The 23,157-nt window shown below is 36.7% G+C and carries 15 protein-coding genes; 6 read left to right on the top strand and 9 right to left on the bottom strand.

Annotation, left to right across the window (positions count from 1 at the left end; genetic code table 11):
* Positions 1-254 precede the first annotated feature (254 nt).
* Positions 255-974, top strand: a complete 720-nt coding sequence (locus tag M0051_RS17425; protein ID WP_306742822.1) for a helix-turn-helix domain-containing protein — start codon at positions 255-257, stop codon at positions 972-974.
* Positions 975-1,089: 115 nt separating this feature from the next.
* Positions 1,090-1,863, top strand: a complete 774-nt coding sequence (locus M0051_RS17420; RefSeq protein ID WP_306742821.1) for an MBL fold metallo-hydrolase — start codon at positions 1,090-1,092, stop codon at positions 1,861-1,863.
* 172 nt (positions 1,864-2,035) lie between these two features.
* Here M0051_RS17420 and M0051_RS17415 read toward each other — a convergent pair whose 3' ends face one another.
* Complete coding sequence (locus tag M0051_RS17415) at positions 2,036-4,915, bottom strand: fibronectin type III domain-containing protein (protein WP_306742820.1); 2,880 nt, start codon at positions 4,913-4,915, stop codon at positions 2,036-2,038.
* Between the two features lie 289 nt (positions 4,916-5,204).
* On the opposite strand from M0051_RS17415, the gene M0051_RS17410 reads away from it, so the two are divergent.
* From M0051_RS17410 to M0051_RS17400, 3 genes are all read left to right on the top strand, one after another.
* Positions 5,205-5,870: a metal-dependent transcriptional regulator gene (locus M0051_RS17410; RefSeq protein WP_306742819.1), complete on the top strand. Its 666-nt coding sequence runs from the start codon at positions 5,205-5,207 to the stop codon at positions 5,868-5,870.
* Positions 5,871-5,928: 58 nt separating this feature from the next.
* Positions 5,929-8,256, top strand: coding sequence for a TonB-dependent receptor (locus tag M0051_RS17405; RefSeq protein ID WP_306742818.1), 2,328 nt, complete (start codon positions 5,929-5,931; stop codon positions 8,254-8,256).
* A gap of 684 nt (positions 8,257-8,940) precedes the next feature.
* Positions 8,941-10,935, top strand: coding sequence for a tetratricopeptide repeat-containing sensor histidine kinase (locus tag M0051_RS17400; protein WP_306742817.1), 1,995 nt, complete (start codon positions 8,941-8,943; stop codon positions 10,933-10,935).
* 5 nt (positions 10,936-10,940) lie between these two features.
* On the opposite strand, the gene M0051_RS17395 is transcribed toward M0051_RS17400, so the two are convergent.
* Positions 10,941-12,557 (bottom strand): amidase, encoded by a 1,617-nt coding sequence (locus M0051_RS17395; RefSeq protein WP_306742816.1) that lies wholly within the window; start codon positions 12,555-12,557, stop codon positions 10,941-10,943.
* Positions 12,558-12,931: 374 nt separating this feature from the next.
* Here M0051_RS17395 and M0051_RS17390 point away from each other — a divergent pair, with 374 nt between their 5' ends.
* A complete protein-coding gene (locus M0051_RS17390) occupies positions 12,932-14,575 on the top strand; it encodes an AMP-binding protein (RefSeq protein ID WP_306742815.1) in 1,644 nt (547 codons plus the stop codon).
* A gap of 268 nt (positions 14,576-14,843) precedes the next feature.
* Here the strand turns inward: M0051_RS17390 and M0051_RS17385 are convergent, their stop codons facing one another.
* The 7 genes from M0051_RS17385 to M0051_RS17355 form a co-directional block, all read right to left on the bottom strand.
* The gene (locus tag M0051_RS17385; protein ID WP_306742814.1) at positions 14,844-16,136 is read right to left on the bottom strand and encodes a glycosyltransferase family 4 protein; all 1,293 of its coding nucleotides are present in this window, start codon (positions 16,134-16,136) and stop codon (positions 14,844-14,846) included.
* A 112-nt stretch (positions 16,137-16,248) separates the two neighbouring features.
* A complete protein-coding gene (gene mazG / locus M0051_RS17380; RefSeq protein WP_306742813.1) occupies positions 16,249-17,025 on the bottom strand; it encodes a nucleoside triphosphate pyrophosphohydrolase in 777 nt (258 codons plus the stop codon).
* 207 nt (positions 17,026-17,232) lie between these two features.
* Positions 17,233-17,688: a hypothetical protein gene (locus M0051_RS17375; protein WP_306742812.1), complete on the bottom strand. Its 456-nt coding sequence runs from the start codon at positions 17,686-17,688 to the stop codon at positions 17,233-17,235.
* 302 nt (positions 17,689-17,990) lie between these two features.
* Complete coding sequence (locus tag M0051_RS17370) at positions 17,991-18,908, bottom strand: DUF4249 family protein (protein ID WP_306742811.1); 918 nt, start codon at positions 18,906-18,908, stop codon at positions 17,991-17,993.
* 4 nt (positions 18,909-18,912) lie between these two features.
* Positions 18,913-21,552, bottom strand: coding sequence for a TonB-dependent receptor (locus M0051_RS17365; RefSeq protein WP_306742810.1), 2,640 nt, complete (start codon positions 21,550-21,552; stop codon positions 18,913-18,915).
* Entirely contained in the window at positions 21,545-22,507 is a 963-nt protein-coding gene (locus M0051_RS17360) for a FecR family protein (RefSeq protein ID WP_306742809.1), read from the bottom strand. The genes M0051_RS17365 and M0051_RS17360 overlap by 8 nt, the downstream gene beginning before the upstream one ends.
* A gap of 107 nt (positions 22,508-22,614) precedes the next feature.
* A complete protein-coding gene (locus M0051_RS17355) occupies positions 22,615-23,145 on the bottom strand; it encodes an RNA polymerase sigma-70 factor (protein WP_306742808.1) in 531 nt (176 codons plus the stop codon).
* Positions 23,146-23,157: the final 12 nt, after the last annotated feature.

Raw genomic sequence — 23,157 nt, 5'->3', positions numbered from 1 at the left:
TTCAACCACAGAGGTCACAGAGTGGCACAGAGGTGAAAGATGGAGACTTCTCTGTGTGTCTTCGTGTTCTCTGTGGTTCATTTAATTTGGGAATGAAAAGAATAAGTAATAATATTAAATACTAGTTGATTTTTCCATTTTCTCAAAACGCTGATAATGTGTGGATTGATTTTGAATGTCGTGTAAGTGTCGTGCTTTTGTAGTTGGAAAGTTACCCTAATCAGTCAGACATTTGACTCAAAATCAAAAGCGAAATGAAAATGGAAACAGGAAAACTTATCAAAGAACTAAGGGTAAAAAAAGGTTTAACCCAGGAAGACTTGGCTGAGAAGACTGAGCTTAGTGCAAGAACCATACAGCGGATTGAGAATGGAGAGGTTGACCCACGGGCTTATACACTTCAGATGATTGCAAAGGCATTAGATGTTGATTTCAGCTTATTTGTAGAGGAGACGAATGATGATAAGAAGGATCAGGAAGTGAATCACAACACTTGGCTTGGATTTTTGCATTTAAGTGGATTGTTGCCTCTTTTCTTTCCTAGCTTGATTCTTTGGCGTCAGAGAAAAAATAAAACGAAAGATATGACACATCATTTTCATGCTGTTTTGGGTATGCAACTGTGTATATTGGGAATCAGTTTGGGAGGCTTGTGGGTTTATTGGAAAGTGAATCAGTTGACACCCTTTGTTGTAGGATTACTTGTTGGTGCTTTGGTGTCAATCTTTAATGCAATTAATGTAATGAATGGAAAAGCCTTTATCAATCCATTTGTTAAGCGTGAAGAGAAAGTGAAGTGCTTTGCACAAGAAAATGTATTAAAGATTGTAGGTACATGCTCATACTGTCTACCGTTTAATACATGGCTCATTAAATATTACATTTGGTATTATTGGGAAGCAGCATATCTGAATGATCTTGATTATGAGGTGAAATTTATTAAACACAGAGCTCACAGACTAACACAGAGATGAGAAATAGTTATTTCTCTGTGCGTCTTCGTGTTCTTTGTGGAGTTTGTTAATATAGTATCCTGAAAAATAGCCATATTTAGTTATCACCGACTGAACGGTTTTAAAAAAAATATTTATGAAAGAGATTCGAGAAATAGAAGCCAACATATTGCAGTACGTATTTGCAGAAAGTGAAGATGATCCGGATATGGAGGTCAACTTAACAGTTTTATTAAGTGCTGATAAAGCATTGCTAATAGATACAGGATTTCCTTTGCATGCCAGGCAAGTAAAAAATGATCTGCTAAAAAAGAACATTGAGGTGGAAAAGGTAATTCTGACACACTATCATCCTGATCATGCAGCAGGCGCATGTGAGTTCGAAAATATTGAGCTTGCCTGTAGTTCTCATTACAAAGAAAATTATAAAAAATGCGCTGAAGTTTGGGATCCTGAAAACAGATATAAAGAAGCTGATACTGTAATCCAAAATCATACAGGCTGTCATTTTGGAGAATTCAAATTGACTTTTATTGAAGCTCCAGGTCATAGCAAATGCAGCTTAATCATCCTGATTAATGACACAATAGCACATGTTGGCGATTTGCTAATGTCGAATGCTGAAAACAAATTAATTACGCCTTACATATCAGAAGGTGGCAACTTTAAAGAGCATATAAACAGTTTGGAAAAAATCAGGGCTTTGAATGTTGAGAGATTAATTCTTTCGCATGGTAATACCATTTCCGGCAGAACTGAAATTGAAAGAGAAATCGATAAAAGAGCGTATTACTTGCAATCGGTTATCGATAGTGAGGGAAAGATTGATGTTGAGAGTGCATTAACGGGTGGAGTCAGTAATTGGAGCTATGTAGAATGGCATGATAAGAATCTGGAAAGACTAAATTAGGGCTGTAATCACTGGCACACTTTGCTCCGATATGAGTGGCACAGTTCGAGCGATTTATCCGCAGATTCTACTTTGTTATTCTTTAAGTAGCTTTGTTCCAGCTTAATTGTTTTTAAAAAAAATCCCGATCTAATTAAAGATCGGGATTTTTTATCGTTGAAAACACGATATTTTATTCTTGTATCACAATCTGAGTTGATTCCGATTGTTCAAGAGCTTCTTTGTCAATCCATTTTATCAAAACGGTGAAGCTTAAACTGACATCTGGATTCTCTTTTAAGAAAGGGCTGTAATCCAAAACCAAAGAATGATCATCACCAAGCTCAATCACTTTTGAAGGATCGATGTACTGTCCTCGCTCCATTTTAACGCCATCAATATTCCAAAAGATACGTATTTCTTTAATTGAAGAAATCTTACCCATTTTTGCCCAACGCGGACCAACCCGTTTCACATCTGTTTCAATAGCTGCCATAATATCAAAAGTTTCCTTAGCATCAACAGCAGTTCTAAACTGGATGGTATTGCTGCGGCTTACTTTTCCAAGAGGATCCTTGGCTTCAATATAAAAGCTGTAGTCTGTATCCGACTCCAGATGTGTTAATAAAATTGGGTTGTCATTTGTGTTTACACCACTCTCAATCTGCCCGGTTCCTCTTGTATTTCCACCATAGTTGATGTTCGTTTTTAGAGCTGTACCATTCATATAGTAGGTATAAACCAAATTAGAATTTTCAACATCAGTAGCAAAATTATTCTCCAACTCTAGGAAACTAAAGCCTGTTTGCTTTATTCTCAAATCGCTACTCCAAGCAGGAGCCTGATTTTCAGGTGTTGTAAAATCAGCTCTTTTTTCCAAAGCAATGCTTCCATCAGCGTATTTTATTATCAGTTGAAAATCGTAATGTGTTTGTTCCTCCAAATTCGTTACAATTTTAGATGTTACCCCTTTTCCCCATGATTCTTTTACTCCATTCCAATAGGCTTCGTAGGTCATTTCACTGAAATCATCAAATCGATCTCTGTTCTTTTCTTGAAAATCATTTAAATTGATCTCAACTCTATTGTAGGATTTTGGGTTAATTACCATATCAAAATCCAAGGCTTCAGGATAGGCTAAAGTTTTTACTTCGATTTCTTTCTGATAGGTTTTGCCCGCACGTTTACCAAGAACTTTTAACTTGTAGCTGGTGTTCGATTGCAGATCGCTGAAGGTATAAGTTAGAAAATAACCCGTTTTTATCGACTTGCCATCCAGAAAAAGTTCATAGCTGTCGTAAGATGGACTTTCCGTTAACTTCCAGTTTAATTCAAAGGATCGAATCCCAATATTTGCAACACCAAGTTGTACTTCCGGAACAGCTTCCGCTTTTGTTGTAAAACCAATCGTCTGTTCGTGAGTCGTATTGTTTTGAGATTTGGCTACAATTTTGGCTGTGTAATTGGTCTCGGCTTTCAAATTCTTAAAAACAAAAGCATTCCCGCTTGCGTTGGATGTATAAGCTATGTCATTCAAATAAGCCTCGTAGGTAATTTCACCTCCTGATGGCAATTCAGAATTGGTCCAGCTCACTTTTGCCTGTGATGCTGTAATATCCTGAACCTTTAATTCAAATTCACCAGGTACTTCGTATGCTTTGGTCGTAAATGAGATGGTTTGAGTGCGAGGCAATATTACCTTCTCACTTCGGGCTTCAACTTTGTAGGTATACTCCTGACCAGCCCGAAGCCCAGTGGCCTGATACTGTCTTTCCTCCAGTCCTCTTTTGGCGATCGATCCACTTCCATAATATACATCGTAGGTAACTTTGCTGCCATCACTGGCCACACATTCGGTCCAAGTTAAAAGGGCAGAGGTTTGTTCAACATCCTGCGAACTGATGGTAAAATCAGACAAGCTTACTGCTTCAAGAGTCTTGAACTCAGTGGTCTTTTCCAATGTTTTATTGTAGGCATTTCTCGCCTCGATCTTCAACTTATAAACTTTCCCGGCTTCCAATTGGTCTACTAAAAGCTGATTGTCGCTAAAAGCTTCGCCTTTAAAAAATCCATTGACAAATACTTTGTAACCAATCACTTCATCTTTATCACCTGTTGTTTCCCAACTAATAAGAGCCGATTCCTGACTAATATTTTCAATAAAGATCATAAAATCAGCAGGTCCTCCAGCTTCCAAAGTTTTAAATTCAATTTGCTTGCTCTTGGTTTTACCATGCTCATTTGTAGCCTCAACTGTTGCAGTATATTGCGTATTATAAGTCAAAGATTTGAATTCATATTCCAAAACTTTAAGATCTTTAGCATGTTCAACAGCATTCAGGAGAACTCGGTAAGTCAAGTTTTCAGATTCCGAAGATCCCCAAACGATTTTTGCTTCATCACCTGTCACACTTTCTACTGAAAGGGCAAAATCGCTGGGATCTGCATAGTCATTTGTAGTAAGATCAAGCTTACTTTCAACTGTTTTATTAAACTCATTTGTTCCAATTAGCTTAATATGATACAACTTATTTCCTTCCAAATCGGAAAAGGTAAAAGTCGACACTGTTAAATTTTCGGCTTTTAATTCATCGTCCAAATAGATTGCATAAAACAAGCTTTGTGTCGGATCAGAGTTTTCCCAGGAAACTGTTATTTGATCGGTGGATAATTCATCCATTTTAAGAGCTATTGCCCCAGGACTTGGGGTATCCTTTGTCGTTATAGCATACGAAACAACCACTTGAGTTTCATAAGTACTTTTTGCAATTACCTCTAGATTGTATGTTGTTACCGCTTCCAATTCTTTAAATTGATAACTTAAATTCTCCAAATTCTTAGCTTTCAGTTCATCATTCAGGTAAACATCATACACGATTTTCGATTCATCTGCAATTAACGAAGCTGTCCACTGAATTTCTGCAGAATTGTAAGTAAGATCTTTTACTGAGATATTAAAGTTCGAAGGACTCAATTTAATTTCTGCTTCAGGACCTGTCTTATCCTTGCTACAACTTACAACCACACCTAAGGCCATTACCATCAGCCATGCAAACATCAATTTTACTCGCATAATTCAATAATTTTTATTCTATAGTATACAGGACAAGTCAATTCGTACAAACACGTACTAACACATAAATTCTTTTTAAGCATTGCTTGATAAGATGACTTCTGTTTAACAATTGACAAGAATTATATTTTTAAAAAAGGATGCAAAGGAAAGTAAATTTTAATTAAGAAGCAAAGTTCTCCAATTGGGTAGTTTTTTTGTTTGAAAAAGCTTAAGTAGATTTGATCTAAATAAAAGTTTTTTAATATATTTGAATTAATATTTAAGTATGCTTAAATCTTTTATTAAAATGTCGGCATCAACAGAGAATTTTTTAAAAACCATTTACTGCTTTCAGAAGCTAGAGGCAAGAGATACCAAACCTGGCTCTATTGCAAAGGCTTTGGGCATAAGTAATGCTGCTGCTACCGACATGGCTCGCAAGTTGTCGGAGAAGGATTTGCTTGAATATCGAAAGTACCAGGCTTTACAGTTAACTCCAAAAGGAGAAAGCTTGGCGCTTCAGGTTATTCGAAAGCATCGTTTATGGGAGACATTTCTGTATCGAACTTTTGACATGAGTTTGCTGGAAATACATAACGAAGCTGAATTGTTAGAGCATGCTACATCGGATAGAATGGCGGAGATTTTATGGAATTATTTGGAGAAGCCAAGTTTCGATCCCCATGGAGACCCCATTCCCAATGTTTATGGCTTTGTTGATTTTGAAAAAGACAGCAAAGTGCTTTTTAAGACGGAGGAAGATCGGGAGTATCGAATTATTAGGCTGGTGAGCAATGATGAAGAATTTTACAGTTTCTGTTGCGATAACAAGATTGAAATTGGCAATGAAATTAAAGTGGTAAAACAGTATAGTAAAAATCAATTGACAGAAATTTCGATTCATGGAAGACAAATCGTCATTCCGAAAGAATTTTCGAACAATATATATGTGACAAAGGTTAATGAACAATGATCAGTTAACAATTAGCAATGATCAATTAATAATGAATAATAAAGAAAATAATAATATCATGAAGATGATAAGACACTTATTTGTAATCCTCTGTTTGTTGGGGATTAGTGAAACTCTTTTGGCGCAGAAAACGGATGCGAATGTTTTTGGAGATGTAAAATCGGAACAAAGTGGTGAACACATTCCTTTTGTAAGTATTTATTTGGAAGGTACCACCTTAGGAATCACGACCGATCATACAGGTCACTATTTGTTGGTGAACTTGCCTGCAGGAGAGCATACCCTTGTAGCCAAATCGATGGGTTATGAAATGGCGAAACAAAAAATAAAAGTAGAAAGTGGCAAAACCATTGAAGTGAACTTCGTATTGAAGGAGCTGGTGATGTCGCTTGACGATGTTGTGGTTACCGGTACAAAAACATTCAAGAGAAAGACCGAATCGCCGGTAATTGTAAATGTTTTGGAGAGTAAGGCCTTGGATCAGGTGCAGGCTTGTAATATTTCTGAGGGATTGCGCTTTCAGCCAGGATTACGTGTAGAAACCGATTGCCAGACTTGTAATTATACACAACTTAGAATGAATGGTCTTGGGGGTGGTTATTCGCAAATCTTGATCAATGGTCGTCCTATTTTTAGTCCATTAACAGGATTGTATGGAATGGAGCAGATTCCTGCCAATATGGTGGAAAGAATAGAGGTAGTTCGTGGTGGTGGATCGGCATTGTATGGCTCGAGTGCCATTGGTGGAACCGTGAACGTGATTACCAAGATTCCAAGTCAGCCAAGCTACGATTTTGGTGTGACTACCCAATTTATTGATGGAAAAGAATCGGATGTGATTATGAATGGAAACATCAGCATGCTGAATCAGAAGAGAAATGCAGGAGCATCCATTTATGTGAATCGAAGAACGCGTAATGCCTACGATGCCAATGGTGATAATTATTCGGAGTTGCCTGAATTGAAGAACAATTCCTTTGGTGCCAACCTGTTTTATAAGCCTAGCGAGAATCAGAAGTTGGAATTGAGCTTTACCAGTTTGCATGAGTATCGATATGGGGGCGAAATTGTTGATAGAGCAGCCCATTTGGCAAAACAATCAGAAGAAAGAACTCATGATGTATTAATGGCTGGCTTGGATTATCAAATTAATTTTAATGAAGATAATTCTTCCTTTATTGCTTATGCAGCAGGCCAGTACACCGAAAGAGATCATTATACAGGTATCTATCCTGATGATCAGGAGGAGATAGATTTGCATTTGAGCAATCCTCCTTATGGAGATACTGAGAATACGACTTTGCAGTTTGGAACTCAGATCAACCATAGGTTGAATGATTTCCTGGGAGGCAAAAATGTATTGACTGTTGGAACGGAGTATGTTTATGATGATGTTTTGGATTCGATTCCTCGTTATAGTTATGGCACAGATCAGACCACAAAAAACTTTGGAGGATTTTTCCAGTCGGATTGGGAAGTACGTAAAAATTTAAATTTCCTTGCTGGTTTGCGTGTTGATAAGCACAATTTGGTTGATAATGCCATTTTAAGCCCGCGTTTGTCATTGTTGTACAAGTACAAAACCAATACGCAGTTGCGATTAACATGGGGTACTGGCTTTAGAGCTCCTCAGGCATTCGACTCGGATATGCATATTGCCTTTGCAGGTGGAGGAATTTCCAGAATTGTTTTGGCAAATGATTTAAAAGAAGAGAGATCGAACTCCTTGAGTGGATCGATTAATTACGATAAGGCAACAGAAAAGTGGATTGCAGGATTTACTTTGGAAGGATTCTATACCAAGTTGGATGATGCTTTTTATTTGGAGCCATTGGCTGCGGATGAATTTGGCGAGAGATTCGAAAAGAGAAATGGTTCGGGAGCGAAAGTACAAGGAGCCACTTTGGAGTTAAGAGCAAATTACAATAGAGTAGCACAGTTTGAAGCGGGTTTCACCTTGCAGTCAAGCAAGTTCGATGAGGCGGTAGAGAACATTGAAGGTTTGGAAGCCAAACGTGAGTTTCTAAGAACTCCAGAAAAGTATGGATATGCGAGCTTGTCGTTTACGCCATCTTCAAAATTTAATGCTACCATTAGCAGTGTTTATACAGGGCCTATGTTGTTGGCTCATTTTGGAGGCGCACCAGAACAATCTATTGATGAGTACAAAAAATCTGATTCGTTTACTGAATTGAACCTGAAACTATCGTATGCCTTTAAGTTGAAGCAGGTAGATTCCGGTTTGGAGCTGTTCGGAGGAATTAAAAATATAACCAATGCTTATCAGGATGATTTTGATAGTGGAAAGAATCGTGATAGCAACTATGTATATGGACCTGGATCACCAAGAACATTTTATATTGGAGTGAGACTGAAAAGCTGGTAAGATTAGAAATTTATGGTTCTATATGGAACACAATAGGTAATTTACCCAATTACAAATAAAATGAATCATTTTATAATTCCTTACATTAGCTTTGTTATGCTCAAGCCGCAAGGCTCATCCTTTTCCCATCGATGGAAAAGGATGCAAAAAATCTAGGGCGTATAAGCAGCTTGATCTTCCAATGCCCGTTAAAATAGCTCAAATAAACTAAAGGTAATTATAAAAGAGTATCCACTATAAACATACAGAGCTAAATTTATTAAGAGAAATGGCAATGATTCGCAATGTATTATTGCCATTACTTTTTTGTGAATTCTATGGTGGCAATTGTACAATTATTATTAATTTTGATTACACCAATCTGATTGAACCCCTATGAAATCGAAACTAGATCAACACATATTAGACGAAATGCACAAGGACCTGGGAAATTGGTATGGACCATTTTATTGTAACCGAAAGGATCCTCGATTAATCGTTCCCAAATATGATCCGATGTTAGGATACACTTTCAATTTTGCCAGTAAATATTCTCTGCTGGCGGCAGTGTTCATTATACTGTTGATTATAGGGTACAAATTTTTCCTTTAGTAAAATATTGGGTAGGATACATCAAAGCTTGAATAAAAATTAAATTCAAATTCTATTTTTGTAAGCTGTATCATTCATTATAGTCTGACTTAAATGAAATTCTTAATCGTTATGCATATGCTGTGTAAGCGACTTATTGTCACGTGCGTATTATTCTTCTCAACTATTCTGATTTGTTTTGGTCAGTCGGGTGGTAAAACTGTGGATCAATTGTTCACGGAAAAGACTGTTTCGGAAGAAATAAAAAGGTTGACAGATGAATGTTGGCGATTGAGAGAAGTGAATTCAGATTCGGCACTTGTACTGGGAAAAAGAGCTTTGGGTTTGGCCATTAAAAACAATATCCAAAATGAGTTACCGAGAATTTATGGCTTTCTGGGCGTAATTCAATTGCATTACCTTTATCAAACCAAAGCATCCATTCCTAATCTTCAAAATGCATTGAAGTATAGTTTGCAGCAAAAGGATTCAGTAGAGTTGGCTTATTCTTACAACAATCTGGGTGATTTGTACCTAATGACAGGTAATGTTCCTTTGTCATTAAGATATTCCGAATATGCGGTGGCCATGTTTGAACAGTTAAATCATCCGACAGGTAAATCTTATTCATATGCCAACATTGGTTTGGTATATCGTGAGAAAAAGGAGTTTGATTTGGCTCTCAGTTATTTTAATAAAGCGGTGGATTTATGGGATGAATTGGGAGAACAAGTTGGTATTGGATCGGTTTACCGGGAAATTGCTCGTACCTATGCAATGAAAGGTGATTTGGATTCAGCAATGAATTATTATCAAAAATCGTATAGCATGGGTGTTAATGCAGAAAATGGCAGATATGCTGCTTTCTGTTTGAATGGGATGGCCAATATTTATTATCAACGCAAAGAGTATGACAAGGCGAGGGAGTATTACACAAATGCAATTGAGCTGAATAGAAAGCATAATCATGATTTCGGACTTGTAGATAACTACACGGGAATTGCTTTGGTAAACGCTCAGAAAGGAAAGCAAAAGGAGGGAGAAGAATATCTTCAACTTGCAATGAATACAGCCCTTGAGCTGGGTGTTACCAAGCAAATTATTGAGGTTTCAAAAATTTACATTGATTTTTATAAAATACTTGGAAATTTCGAGCTGGCTACTTTAAGTTTCCAGAAGTTTCATATTCTGTATGATTCAGTATTAACTGTTCAACAGTTCGAGATCATTAAAGAAATGGAGCGGAGTTTTGAGGTTCAGTCCAATTTGACTGTAACTGAACAAGAGTTAAAAAATCAACAACTATCCGAACAAAATCTTTTGATTATCATTCTATTGATGGTTGTGATCATAGCAGTAATGGTTTGGCGATACAGATACAATCAAAAAATGAACCGGAAGCTTGAAGAGATGAACCAAACCAAGGATAAATTGTTTTCGGTAATTTCACATGATTTAAGAAACCCATTTAATTCATTGATAGGATTCAGTGAGCTTCTTATCACCGAGATAGAGCAAAAAGATTGTGTGAAGTCAAAAAAATATGCAAAATTTATAAACCAAGCGGCTGTTGAAGGCTTGAAATTGCTTACTAGCTTGTTGTATTGGTCCATGTCTCAGTCTGGTAAAATTCATTTTCAACCAGAAGATGTACAGTTGGATGAAGTTATCAGTGAACTAAAAGAGTTTTACGCTGCGGATTTGAATAAAAATCAGATCGATTTGCAAATACAAAATAAAGTTGAAAAGGTTTTTATTGATTCAAACATTGTAAGAATTGTACTGATGAATCTCATTTCAAATGCATTGAAATATACTGAAACCAATGGTACAATAACCTTATGTGCCTTTAAGAATACCTCTGCTATTCATATTAAGGTGAAAGATTCAGGAATTGGGATGTCCGAATCATTAATCAACAAGTTGTTTAATGAAAAGAGCTTTACACAAAGTAAGACAGGACTAAGAGGAGAGCAAGGTACAGGACTTGGTTTGAGTGTGGTACAAGAATTGGTGCAGATTCACAAGGGCAAGATTAAAGTAGAAAGCCAGGAAGGACAGGGAACCACTTTCGAATTAGAGTTTCCCTGTAATCATTCAGGTGAATAGAATCCCTATTGCATAATTGTTGAATAGAATTCCGGTGCTCTTCTGTGCATGGTTTTTTGTTCGTACGAATAGGCCAACTGAATTAATTTTTCTTCAGAAAAAGCTTCTGCAAAAAATGATAGCCCAATTGGAAGACTGTGAACAAATCCTGCAGGAACAGTAATATTTGGATAACCAGATACCGCTGCAGGTTGACTGCTTCCTCCGCCGAAGTGATCACCATTTACAAGATCGATATTCCATGCAGGACCATTGGTAGGAGCCATTAGAGCATCTACATTGTATTTCTTTAGTGTGTAATCAATGCCAAATTCACCCGATAATTTTTTACTCTTTGCCAATGCTTCCAGGTACTCTTTTTCATTCAAATCACCCTTTTGGTTGGCCATTTCTAATATTTCCTGACCAAACCAAGGCATTTCACGATCCTTATATTGCTCGTTGAATTTGATAATATCATCAAGACTTTTCACAATAGGGAATTTACATTTACTCAGGTATTCGTTTAAGTCATGTTTGAATTCGTAGAGCAATACTTCATATTCCTCATCGCCATATTGGTTGAGGTTTTCAAGTTCAACATCAATTACTTCTGCTCCTGCCGATTTGATATCTTCAATGGCCTGTTCTATAATTTTATCCACTTCAGAGTGAAATCCCATCAATGCTCGAACAATTCCAATACGTTTTCCTTTTAAGGCATCTTTTTTTAGGTTTGCACTGTAATTTAATGCCTGGTTCTTATCGTTTAGTGTGATTTTATCATTTTGATCTGCTCCGCACATTATTTCCAAGAGAATAGCAGCATCGCTTACAGATTTCGCCATAGGGCCGGCAGTATCTTGTGAATGAGCAATAGGAATAATGCCAGTTCTGCTTAGCATTCCCAAAGTAGGTTTGATGCCAACAATGCCATTATGTCCGGAAGGACAGACAACAGAACCATCGGTTTCTGTTCCTACGGCTGCGACGCATAAGTTGGCAGCAACGGCAACTCCTGATCCGGAACTTGAACCACAAGGCGATCGATCGATCACATAAGGATTGTGAGTTTGTCCACCTCGTCCACTCCATCCACTCGACGAACGTGTGCTCCTAAAGTTGGCCCATTCGCTTAAATTGGTTTTGCCCAATATTAAAGCACCTGATTTTCTAAGTTGTTTTACAATAAAAGCATCTTCATCAGCAAAATTTCCCTCTAAGGCAAGGGAACCTGCAGTTGTCATCATTTTATCTGCAGTTTCAATATTATCTTTTAGTAGGATGGGAATTCCATGTAATGCACCACGCAGATGACCGCTTTTTCTTTCTTCATCAAGCTGCCTGGCAAGTGGTAAAGCATCGGGATTGATATCAATAACCGAATTTAAACCAGGGCCATTTTTATCAATTTTATCAATTCTATCCAGGTATTCAATTACCAACTCTTCACAAGATAATTTCTCTGCAGCCATCAGTTCTAGAATTTCTGAGATGCTTTTCTCGTTGTATTTAAAATTGTTAAAATTTGGATATTCTGCAGCTTCATTACTCGAAGAGGTAGTATTGCAGGAAGAAATTCCTAGTCCGGTTAACATTGGCGCGGCAAATGCGGATAGTGATATAAAGTGGCGACGTTTCATAGTTAAATAGGTCTTAGGAGCTTACAAGTATAAAGAATCATCAATGGGTGAAGGATCATTCAATTTATTGCTCGCTTGGTGTGTTGTTTCTTGATTAGAACAATAAATGTATTAAAAAAAGAATAATTTCAAGATTTGTGAGATTAAAATCTTTATGAATAAAAATGAATGTTTGTCATGAGATTATTGCCCTATTATTAGGTGGTTAAGAGGGAAATTTGGATACACAGAACAAAAGAATATTTAATTCATAGAAGTGCTAAAAGCCTAAAAAAGATAGCTCGAATGATATTTTTTATAACTTGCATGGGAGCAAATCATTTAAAAAGCCTATACACAGTGCTGGAAATTGCTCAAACCTTAAGACCAGAAAAATGGAAAATAACAATAAATTTACATTCCCTTCTCTCTTTGAAAATTCAGTTCAAAAGTTTGGTGATTGTAATGCAATGGCTTTAGTCGGACAAAAACCTTTTACCTATAAGGAGGTTGATGCTACGATTAAATCATTAATGGCATTTTATGAGAAACTTGGAATAGAGCCGGGAGATAAAGTAGCACTTTTAAGTACCAATATGCCCAATTGGGGGATGGCCTATTATGCAACGGTTTTTATGGGAGCTGTTGTAGTGCCTATGTTGCCTGATTTTAGTATTGGTGAAATTGAAAATATTCTGAAGCACTCAGAGGCAAAAGCCGTATTGGTTTCCAAGGGACTTCTTCCAAAATTGGGAAAAATAGAAGCAGAGAATCTACAATATAAAATTGCAATTGAGGATTATTCATTGATTGGGGAAGATGTGGTAGATTTTAAATTTGATGCTAATATTCAAATTGAAAGGGAATATGCAGTTGAAGAAAATGATTTGGCTGCCATTATTTATACTTCGGGAACAACAGGTAACTCCAAAGGGGTAATGTTATCGCATAAGAACATTTGTTCGAATGCCGCTCGATCTAAAACCATTCATCCTATTGATGAAACGGATCGATTTCTGTCAATACTTCCTTTATCGCATACCTATGAAAATACTTTGGGCTATGTAATTCCAATGATTGCTGGAGCATGTATCTATTATTTGGGAAAAACGCCAGTTCCTTCTTTGCTAATTTCGGCACTTAAGGAAGTTAAGCCTACTGTGATGTTTTCAGTTCCATTGATTATTGAGAAGATTTACCAGGGTAAAGTGCTTCCATTTATCAATTCGAAAGCCATTACAAGGGTTTTGTATAAAGTTCCTTTCTTTAGAAAGAGATTGAATGCCATTGCAGGTAAAAAGTTAATGCAAACTTTTGGTGGGGAATTAACTTTTTTTGGAATTGGTGGAGCCAAGTTGAATTCGAATGTGGAAAGATTCTTGCGTGAGGCCAAATTTCCTTATGCAATTGGTTATGGATTAACGGAAACGGCTCCTTTGTTGGCTGGGATTGGTCCATCGAAGACCAAATACCAATCTACAGGACCAGCATTAATGGGGGTAGAGCTGAAAATTCACAATCCAGATCCTGTAACTCAAATTGGTGAAGTTTGGGCTAAAGGAGATAATGTAATGATGGGATATTACAAAGAACCAGAGAAAACCAAAGAGGTTTTGACCGAAGATGGTTGGTTTAAAACTGGTGACTTGGCTAAAATGGATAAGGACAACTACTTATACATAGAAGGTAGGTTGAAGAATATGATTGTTGGTGCAAGCGGGGAAAATATTTACCCGGAAGAGATTGAATCGGTAATCAACAACTTTAAACATGTTGTTGAGTCGATTGTAGTGGAGAAAAAAGGCAAGTTGGTGGCGATGGTTCACTTTAACTACGAAGAGCTTGAGCAACAATACAGACACCTGAAAAAAGAGGTGGAAGACTATGTAGACCATACTGTTGATGAACTAATAGAAGAATTGCAGGTTTATGTGAATTCACGTGTCAACAAATTCTCACAGGTTCAGATGGTGGTTGCACATGTTGATCCATTTCAAAAAACAGCAACGCACAAGATCAAACGATTTTTATATCATTAGAAATTGATTTCACGCAAAGGACACAAAGAATAATTATAATAAAAGAACGCAAAGTGGTAATGCTTTGCGCTCTTGTTTTTTATACCATTTTTTAAAAATAGAGAGCTATTTTACGCTCTCGAATAGTTTGGGTATAATGCCGATATATAATTTGTTAGGCATTAGAAGTGAAGCGCACTAATGGCTTGTACAAATTAACATTCGGTATTATTTCTTAGCTACATAGAGCAAATCTCTTTCTTCGATCATTTGAAATGGATATAGCGATTTAAATTCTTTTCAATTGACTGTAAATGTTCAGCAGGTTTTGTGTTTGATTCGCGATGTTGAATTCATTTTCCACACCACTTCTACAATCTAAGGAGAGTTGTTTCAGTTGATCCTGATCTCTCAACAAGCTTTTTAAAGCATCGCAAAGTTCTTCTTTACTATTGTTGTCGTAAATGATTCCACCTTTCGATTTGTCAACAATTTCAGGGAATGCTCCCAGCTTGGGTTGCACTACTGGCACACCAGAAGCCATGCTTTCCAGAAGATATAGGCCAAAAGCCTCGCCATTACGTACCGGAACAGAAATCATTTGCACTTTGCTAAAGAAATCGTGACGTCCGCTTCCATCGAAATCTTCATGGAATTCCACATCATTCCAAAGTTTCACATTTTTAAGCTTTTTCTCTGTTTTTTTCAATATGTCTTTATCATCTCCGGTAGATCCACCCGTTAAAATGAGTTGAACATCATCAAACTCTTTGTCTTGTTTCAATAGTATGAATGCGTCAATCATGATGTCGAATCCATTTGCTTCACACATTCTGGAGATGTATCCTATGTTTCTTGCTTTTTCTTCGAATGCTTTTACTTGGTAATCGTTTGGTTCAACACCCAGGTGATTAATGAAGACTTTGCTTTCAGGGATATCCATCTTCTCCAATGAAACTTTTGCGTAAAAATCGGAAACCGCTATAAAGCCATCAATCGCTTGAGCTTTCTCACTCATTAATTTCCAGATTTTCTTTCTGAACGAATCGTTCATGGCATCTACCCATACATCTTCATCCTGTAAGGAACAAACAATAACAGCATCGGGAAATACTTCTCGAAGCTTTGGAGCCAAACCTAGCAACAAAGCATTTGATAAATGCAGTACGTCTGGTTGCAGGTGTTCTGCCATCCAACTTACCATTCGGTGTAGCTCTTCTTTCTGCTTGCCTTCTTCACCCATTAGCATGGATATGGTCATCTCTTCCAATCCTTTCGCACTGGTAGAGCCCGCCATACTCGCAGCCAATTTAAGCATGGGTTTCGAGTTGAGAAGTTTGTCTACCCAGGCAGGAGCTTTCTGGAAAATAGGGTAGAGTTGTTTCAAATAAATGCTGATGGCTCCATAAAAAACAGGAATTTCATTCAGATCATGCTCATCGGAAAACAAGGGAAGGTACATGGGCAATTTGGTTACCTGATGTCCTTGTTTTTTCATTGCCAAATAGAATTTGTCGTCGCGCAAGCAATTGCCGCAATAAAAGCTGCCACCCGAGCCTGGTATAATCTGAAGAATGTTCATAGAGAAAGTTAAAAGTGTTGAAGTCTAAAGTTAAAAGTTTTAAAACAAAAAACAGCGCTAAATTGTTAATTCAATTCAGCGCTGTTTTTCTTGTATCTTACACTTGAAGCTCTTATTTATCAAATTGCTTCGCCTCTTCCCAAATCTCATCCATCTCTTCCAGATTCATCTCTTTTAAGTTTCGCCCCTGTTTAAGTGTCTTACTTTCCAGGTAATTGAATCGTTTCATGAACTTCTGATTGGTTCTTTCCAAAGCATTCTCAGGATTAACCCCATACAAACGTGCAGCATTGATAAGAGAGAAGAACAAATCGCCAAATTCTTGCTCCATTTGATCCTGATCGCCTTTTCGGATTTCGCTTTCCACTTCATTAACTTCCTCTTTTACCTTTTCCCAGACTTGTTCTTTTTCGTCCCAATCGAAACCAACACCGCGCACTTTATCCTGAATGCGGTTTGCTTTTACCAAGGCAGGCAGAGATTGTGGCACTCCTTCGAGTACCGATTTGTTGCCACCTTTTTCTTTTAGCTTCAACTGTTCCCAGTTTTCTTCCACTTCTTTGGCATCGGCAACTTTGGTATCGCTAAAAATATGTGGGTGACGATAAATCAGCTTTTCGCTAATGCCATCGCAAACATCGGCAATGTCGAAATCATTGGTTTCCGAACCAATTTTTGCGTAAAACACGATGTGTAGCAAAATATCGCCCAGTTCCTTTTTAATTTCTTGCTTGTCTCCTTTTAGGATGGAGTCTGCCAACTCGTAGGTTTCTTCAATGGTAAGGGTTCTAAGACTTTCGAATGTTTGTTTTCTATCCCAGGGACAACCTTCGCGAAGTTGATCCATTATATCCAATAAGCGCTCAAAGGCTTTTAGTTTTCTGTCCATACTTGAGTATTTGATAATCGAAATCAAAGGTAAAAAATATAAGTATTTTAAAGTAGATATTTTACCACGAAGTGCACACTAAGGTTTTTCACAAAGTAACCAAAGCTGTTATCCTTAAATACTCCGACTGAGTTTGTGTGATGATGTTAATTTCTAGTTTTATTCTCTTTGTGTGCCTTTATGAAACTTCTTTGTTCTCCTTTGTGGTTAACTCTTCGGAAATTTTAATTCCAATCCCAATTCTACTGCAATTTCTTTTGCCATGGGTTCCAATTTTTCCTGTGTGTCTGATAGCAGAACAATTCTTTCGTGTGGCATCATAAGCAGAAGTTTTTGTACCACATTGGTTTCGTTTCGGGCTATGGAAAGTACTGCCATTCCTTTGGTTTCGCGAGTGTGAATAATTTGAAGGTGCGTGGCTCTCGATAAATCGCACCAAGAACCAAGACGAAAACCCAACAAACCTGTGTATTTTTTGTATCGCTTATTTTCTGCATCTATCAACAAACCCGAATGGGTAAATAAAAAAGGAATGGAGAGAATAATAGCCGCGATTCCTTGGTAAGCTTCACTAATGGTTAAGGCAATTCCGACTAAAAGTAAGGTTATGCCCAGCATAAAAAAGTTAAGGGGAAGGCGTTCGGTTTTGTAGGTTAGTATCATTGGGTAAGGGTTAGTTTAGCTGATCTAAGATATAAAAAGAATAGTTAAAATGTGCTTCCTTAACTTGGGAAAACGCAAATTGAAAAAATAAAGTGCTTTCCCAAGCTGGGGAAGCACTTCTAAAGTAGGGCGGGGTTTCCCCAAGTTGGGGAAGGCCTGAAATGGACTAGTGAAGCCTTCCCCAGAATAACAAATTAGTTATTCAATCTTAAGTTGAATTCCCCGATTAGAATAAATAGCTAATACGAAGGGGAGATTGGTCCTCAAAACAAAACAGGTACTTTCATACAATCGCTTTGTTTTTACTCATTTTCTTTTCTAAGCTCAATGGAGTGTGTGCTTACATTGTATGCAGCAAATATGCCATATCCATTTTCGATGTTGTTGTAAACTGATGTGGCTTCGGCATGAAAATTTTCGTAATTGTTTTTTCTTTGTTCTAGACTTGAGCTTACGTAATCGTAGTACTGTTTGCTTACCGATTGTAAGTGAATGTTTAACAAATCAGGCAAACTAAAATATTGAGAAAAATCAAGTGAGATGGTGTATTCGATACCATTAAAATACTTGTCAGATAGTATGTAGCACCACGTATTAGAAATTATTGATTTGTTATTGTAAATATATTCAATTGAGGGATCAGAACTTCGCATATCCATTCCTCCATCCATAAATTTATTATTACTTTCCGGTCCATGATATGATGTGGTTCTGTAAATAACATAGTAGTTATTTTCTGTCTTTGGATCGGAAAAAGTGATATTGCATCGAAATACTTTGTCTTGTGAATTATTTGTAGTTGTAAGAGTGTCAGAAATGGTAAAGTCAACTTTGGTTGGCATAATATCCGAGGCGGTTATGGTTCTACCATCATGTTTAAACTCCACTTTGTAAGTTTTTCCGCCTTTAGGATTAAAGCCAGGTAAAGTATAGCCTGCAGGGATATAAGTGTAATATTCATCATTAATATGTGCTTCCTGAAATATTAATTCGCCCAAGAATTGGTCATCTTCGTATAATATGCCTTCCATATCTTTTATATTGTGGTAGGTAACAGTATCGAAAATCGAAGCTGTTTTTGAAGTTTCAATAATGAATGGGTGAGCGTTCGAAAAAAATGAATTGATGACGTAATGATCCGTATTAATTTCACCTTCTTCAACACAGGAATTCAATCCCGTAAGAGTAAATAAAATTAAAAGTATATATGTAATACGCATGTTTTTAGAATTTAATGGAGTATGAAACTGATGGTAATCTTTGGAACAAGCTTTCTTTGTAAATTTTGTGATTGTTATAGTAATTTCCATTACCATCTTGAAATTGTATATGATTCAATCTAACCTTGTATGTATTTTCTTGGTTGTATACATTGTATAAGCCAACACTTAACATGTGTGCAAGTTTTCCGATTTGTTTTTTCCAGTTTATTGATAGATCCAATCGATGATAGGCTGGCATACGGTAATCATTTCTTTTTTGTGAAATAATATCAAAAGAATCACTTCTATTACCTAGTTGTATGGTTTGGTGGATGGTTGGATATTTTATCACTCCCAGAGTTTCTGCATTTCCGGTTTTATAAATCCAAATGGCATTTACCGACCAGTGTTTTGTAAGTTTGTAATCCAGAACAATGTTTAGATCGTGACGTCTATCGTACTTGTAGGGAAATTCTTCTCCGCTATTAATATTGTAGAATGTACGTGTACTTTCGGCCAATGTGTAGGCAACCCAACCTGTAAATTTGCCCTTGCTTTTTTCCAACAAAAATTCCAAACCGTAGCTTTTTCCATCGCCTTGTACAACGCGATCTTGCCACGAATTACCTTCGAAATACGAAGAACCTTCGGAGTATTCCAACAAATCACTCATTTGTTTGTAATATCCTTCTACCGAAAAATCCCAGGAAGTATTAATGGCATAATATGCTCCCAACGAAGCTTGCTTCGATTTGGCAGGTGCAATGTTTTTGGTAGTAGGCACCCAAATGTCTGACGACAGATTTATTTTTGAAGAGTTTAAAAGTTGGGAGTATTGTTGCATGATGGCAGTACCCACATTCAATTGTATTTTATTATTTAGATCATATTTTACCGATAAGCGTGGTTCCAAAGAGGAGTAGCTCTTGTTTCCCGTCATGAAAAGGGAGTAATGCATACCAATATTGGCGCTTAGTTTATTGCTGATTTGATAATCGTCTTCAACAAACAGATTGATTTCATCAGCATAAGCTATTTCATTCTCGTTTACTTCTGCGTTTTCGTTACCTGATACAATATATTTTTTCGATTCCATTCCGGTATTGAACTCGTGGTAAAGGTATTTACCTCCGAAGCGAATCTGGTGCTTTAGCCAAGGGTTCCAGTTAAAATTTAAACCTGCAGAAAAGATGTTAATGCCCGACTCTAGTTTTGTAGAGTATTTTTTATTGGTCCAATTGGCATCAGTTCTGAATTGGTTTTTGAAAATTTCATTGCTCATGTAATCGTAGGAGCTGTAGGATAACGTGGAGTTTAAAAACAAATTAGGATTCATTAGCCAGTTCCATCGTAATCCGTAAATTTTGTTTCCCCAGGATAATTCACTTGAATCTTCTGTTTTTAAATTGGTATCTTCATTCCCGCCTTTCGAATCTCCATTGTCACGTCCGGTGTAATAACTAAGGTACAAGCGATGTTTATCGGAAAACTTGTGGTTGATTTTGGCATTAACATCATGAAAAGAGTAGTTGTTTTCATCAAAATCAGATACATCTTTAATCAATTCATTGGTAAAAAAATCAATATAGGTTCTTCGAGCCGATACAAAAAAGGAAGTTTTGTCCTTAACAATGGGGCCTTCCAAATGGAATTTACTAGATATTAAACCAACAGAAATACCACCGCTTAGCTTTTTTGTATTTCCTTCTTTCATGCGCAAATCAACAACCGAAGAAAGACGGCCTCCATATCGAGCAGGGAATCCACCTTTTATCAGTTTCATGTCTTTAATTGCATCGGTGTTAAATACCGAATAAAACCCGTACAAGTGGTTTGGATTGTAAACTGGGATACCATCCAATAAAATCAGGTTTTGATCGGGACTTCCGCCACGAACATGCATGCCACTATTTCCCTCACTTCCTGTCGATATTCCTGGCAATAATTGGGCGGTTTTTAATACATCGGTCTCTCCGTAAATTACAGGCAATTGTTCCACCTTTTTCAATGGAATTTTTATCGTTCCTATGGGATTTTTTTCATCAACCACTTCATCTTTTGAATCAAATACGGTAACCTCTGCCAGTTCTAGTGATGGTTGCAATGCAATATTTAAAATAGTGTCTTTCGAAAAATTTACAGGAATAGTTACCGTTTGGTATCCCACGTAAGAACAAGTCAATTGATTGATTGTTAAGTTTACAGGAATGGAGAAAAAACCGTAACTGTTAGTGCTGGTTCCCTGGTAAGTTTTAGGAGAATAGATATTGGCACCAATCAGGCGTTCGCCTGTTGTGGCATCCTCCAAATAGCCACTAATGGTTATCGATCCTTTTTGCTGTCCTTTTTGAATTGGAAACAAAGAAATGTTTCGCCCAATTAATTTGAAATCGATATTGTAATTCTTGCGAAGCTCCTGTAATAGCTGGTTTACATTTTTGAAATTGCTATTTTTAAGCTTTTGTTTTACATTGATTTGTGATTCGCTATAGGCAAATTTAATTTTGCTTTGCTTGCTTACCATCGATAGAATTTCTTTTATTGTGCAATTATTGCAATTGATTGTGATGCTTTTTTGCAATGGGCTTTCTTGTGCATTTGCTGTACTAAAACAGAATAGTACCATAATAAACAATATCAGCCCGGAGCTTATTTTATTCATTCTTACTTATCGTTAGATTGTTTGACTCAAGATTAATTCGCACTTGGCAACTTAGCTGGATAATCTCGATAATGTCATTTAAGTTTTCGCCGTTAAATTCGGCGGTTAGTTCTCTTAATTTAAGTTCTCTGTCAGCAAAGTGAAAGCTAAAGTGGAAACGTCTTTCCAATAAAGTCATCACTTGCAACAATGATTCGTTTTTAAACAGGTACTTACCCGTTTTCCAACCAATAAAATTTTGTGCCGATACAGTATTTTTTTGCAGACTATTACCATTTTGAATGGCCTGTTCATTTGGCAGTAATTCAACAAAAGAGTTTTGATCGGCTTTATTTGAAACTTTTACTTTTCCACTTGTAACAGTTACCATGCTTTTGTTGACTGAGGCATCTACATCGAAAGAGGTACCTAAAACCTGGACCATAGATATTGGTGTTTCAACCCTAAATGGTTTCGCTTCGTTGCGAGCTACATTAAAAAAGGCATTCCCTTGCAGTTTTATTTTTCGTTCCTTACGGCTAAAATGCTTGGGGTAATGTAAACTCGCCATATAATTTAACGAAACCGTGCTACCATCATCAAGTGTGATGGTCTTTACCTTATTTTTCCATTCATTTTTTACATATTGATACTCTGGTTTAAAAATCGTGTAATCGGAGAACCAGTATACACCAAAGGCTATTACTAAAATGGCCGCAATTCTTAAAGCATATGTAATGGCTTTATTTAGCAATTTTGGTTTACCATTCGCTATACGCAGGATAAGATTCCAATCGTGATCCATGTTTAAATTATGAAGCACTTTGCTTTGCTTAGCAGCCAGCCAAAGACTTACATACTGTTCGTATTCTTTTTCATTGCTTTCCGATTCTGCCAGCCATTTTTCTACTTCGCGATTTTCGCTTTCGTTTAGCTTTTTTTGATGATACTTAATTAAACGATACTGATTATCCATAGTGTTGCCTTTTTTATAAAGATGAATTCAAGTGGGCGAACACATATTCGAAAAACGATTTTTTTTGAAAAAAAAGAATGAGCCTGCGTAAGAATGTAGTTATGAGGCTAGAATAGTAAGTATAAAAATTGAGAGAAGTTGTGATTTTTATCCCGAGACTTGATTAATTCCTGACGAAGATGCTTTAATGCATTGCTAATTTGTAATTCAACAGTTCGTTTAGAGATCTTTAACTGATCGGCAATTTGCTGATTACTTAAGCCTTCAAATCGATTTAATTTAAAGATATTTTTGGTGGCAGGAGGGAGCTTGTCTATTAAACTGAATACGTAGGCTTCAAATTCAGCTTGTTCAATAGGGTCGTTAAAATACCCCAAAACGCTTTGGTCTAATTCCTCTATACTATTTTGTGGTGAGTTTTTTCTAAAGTACTGAATACATTCGTTTCTAACCGATTTAAAAAGATAGGTCCTATAATCTAAAATCCTTTTATTTTCTGATTTCTCAAGCAGGTTTACAAATACAGCCTGAACCAAATCTTTTGCAAGATCTTCGTTTTTCATCCACTTTAAAGCATATAGTATTAGTGAAGGATAATGATCTTTAAATGCATTTGAGATGGCAGAGAAATTGGACATAACAAAAAATTA

It is taken from the genome of Marinifilum sp. D714, assembly GCF_030851345.1.
Classification (GTDB): domain Bacteria; phylum Bacteroidota; class Bacteroidia; order Bacteroidales; family Marinifilaceae; genus Marinifilum.
This window is presented reverse-complemented; position numbering and strand designations above follow the sequence as displayed.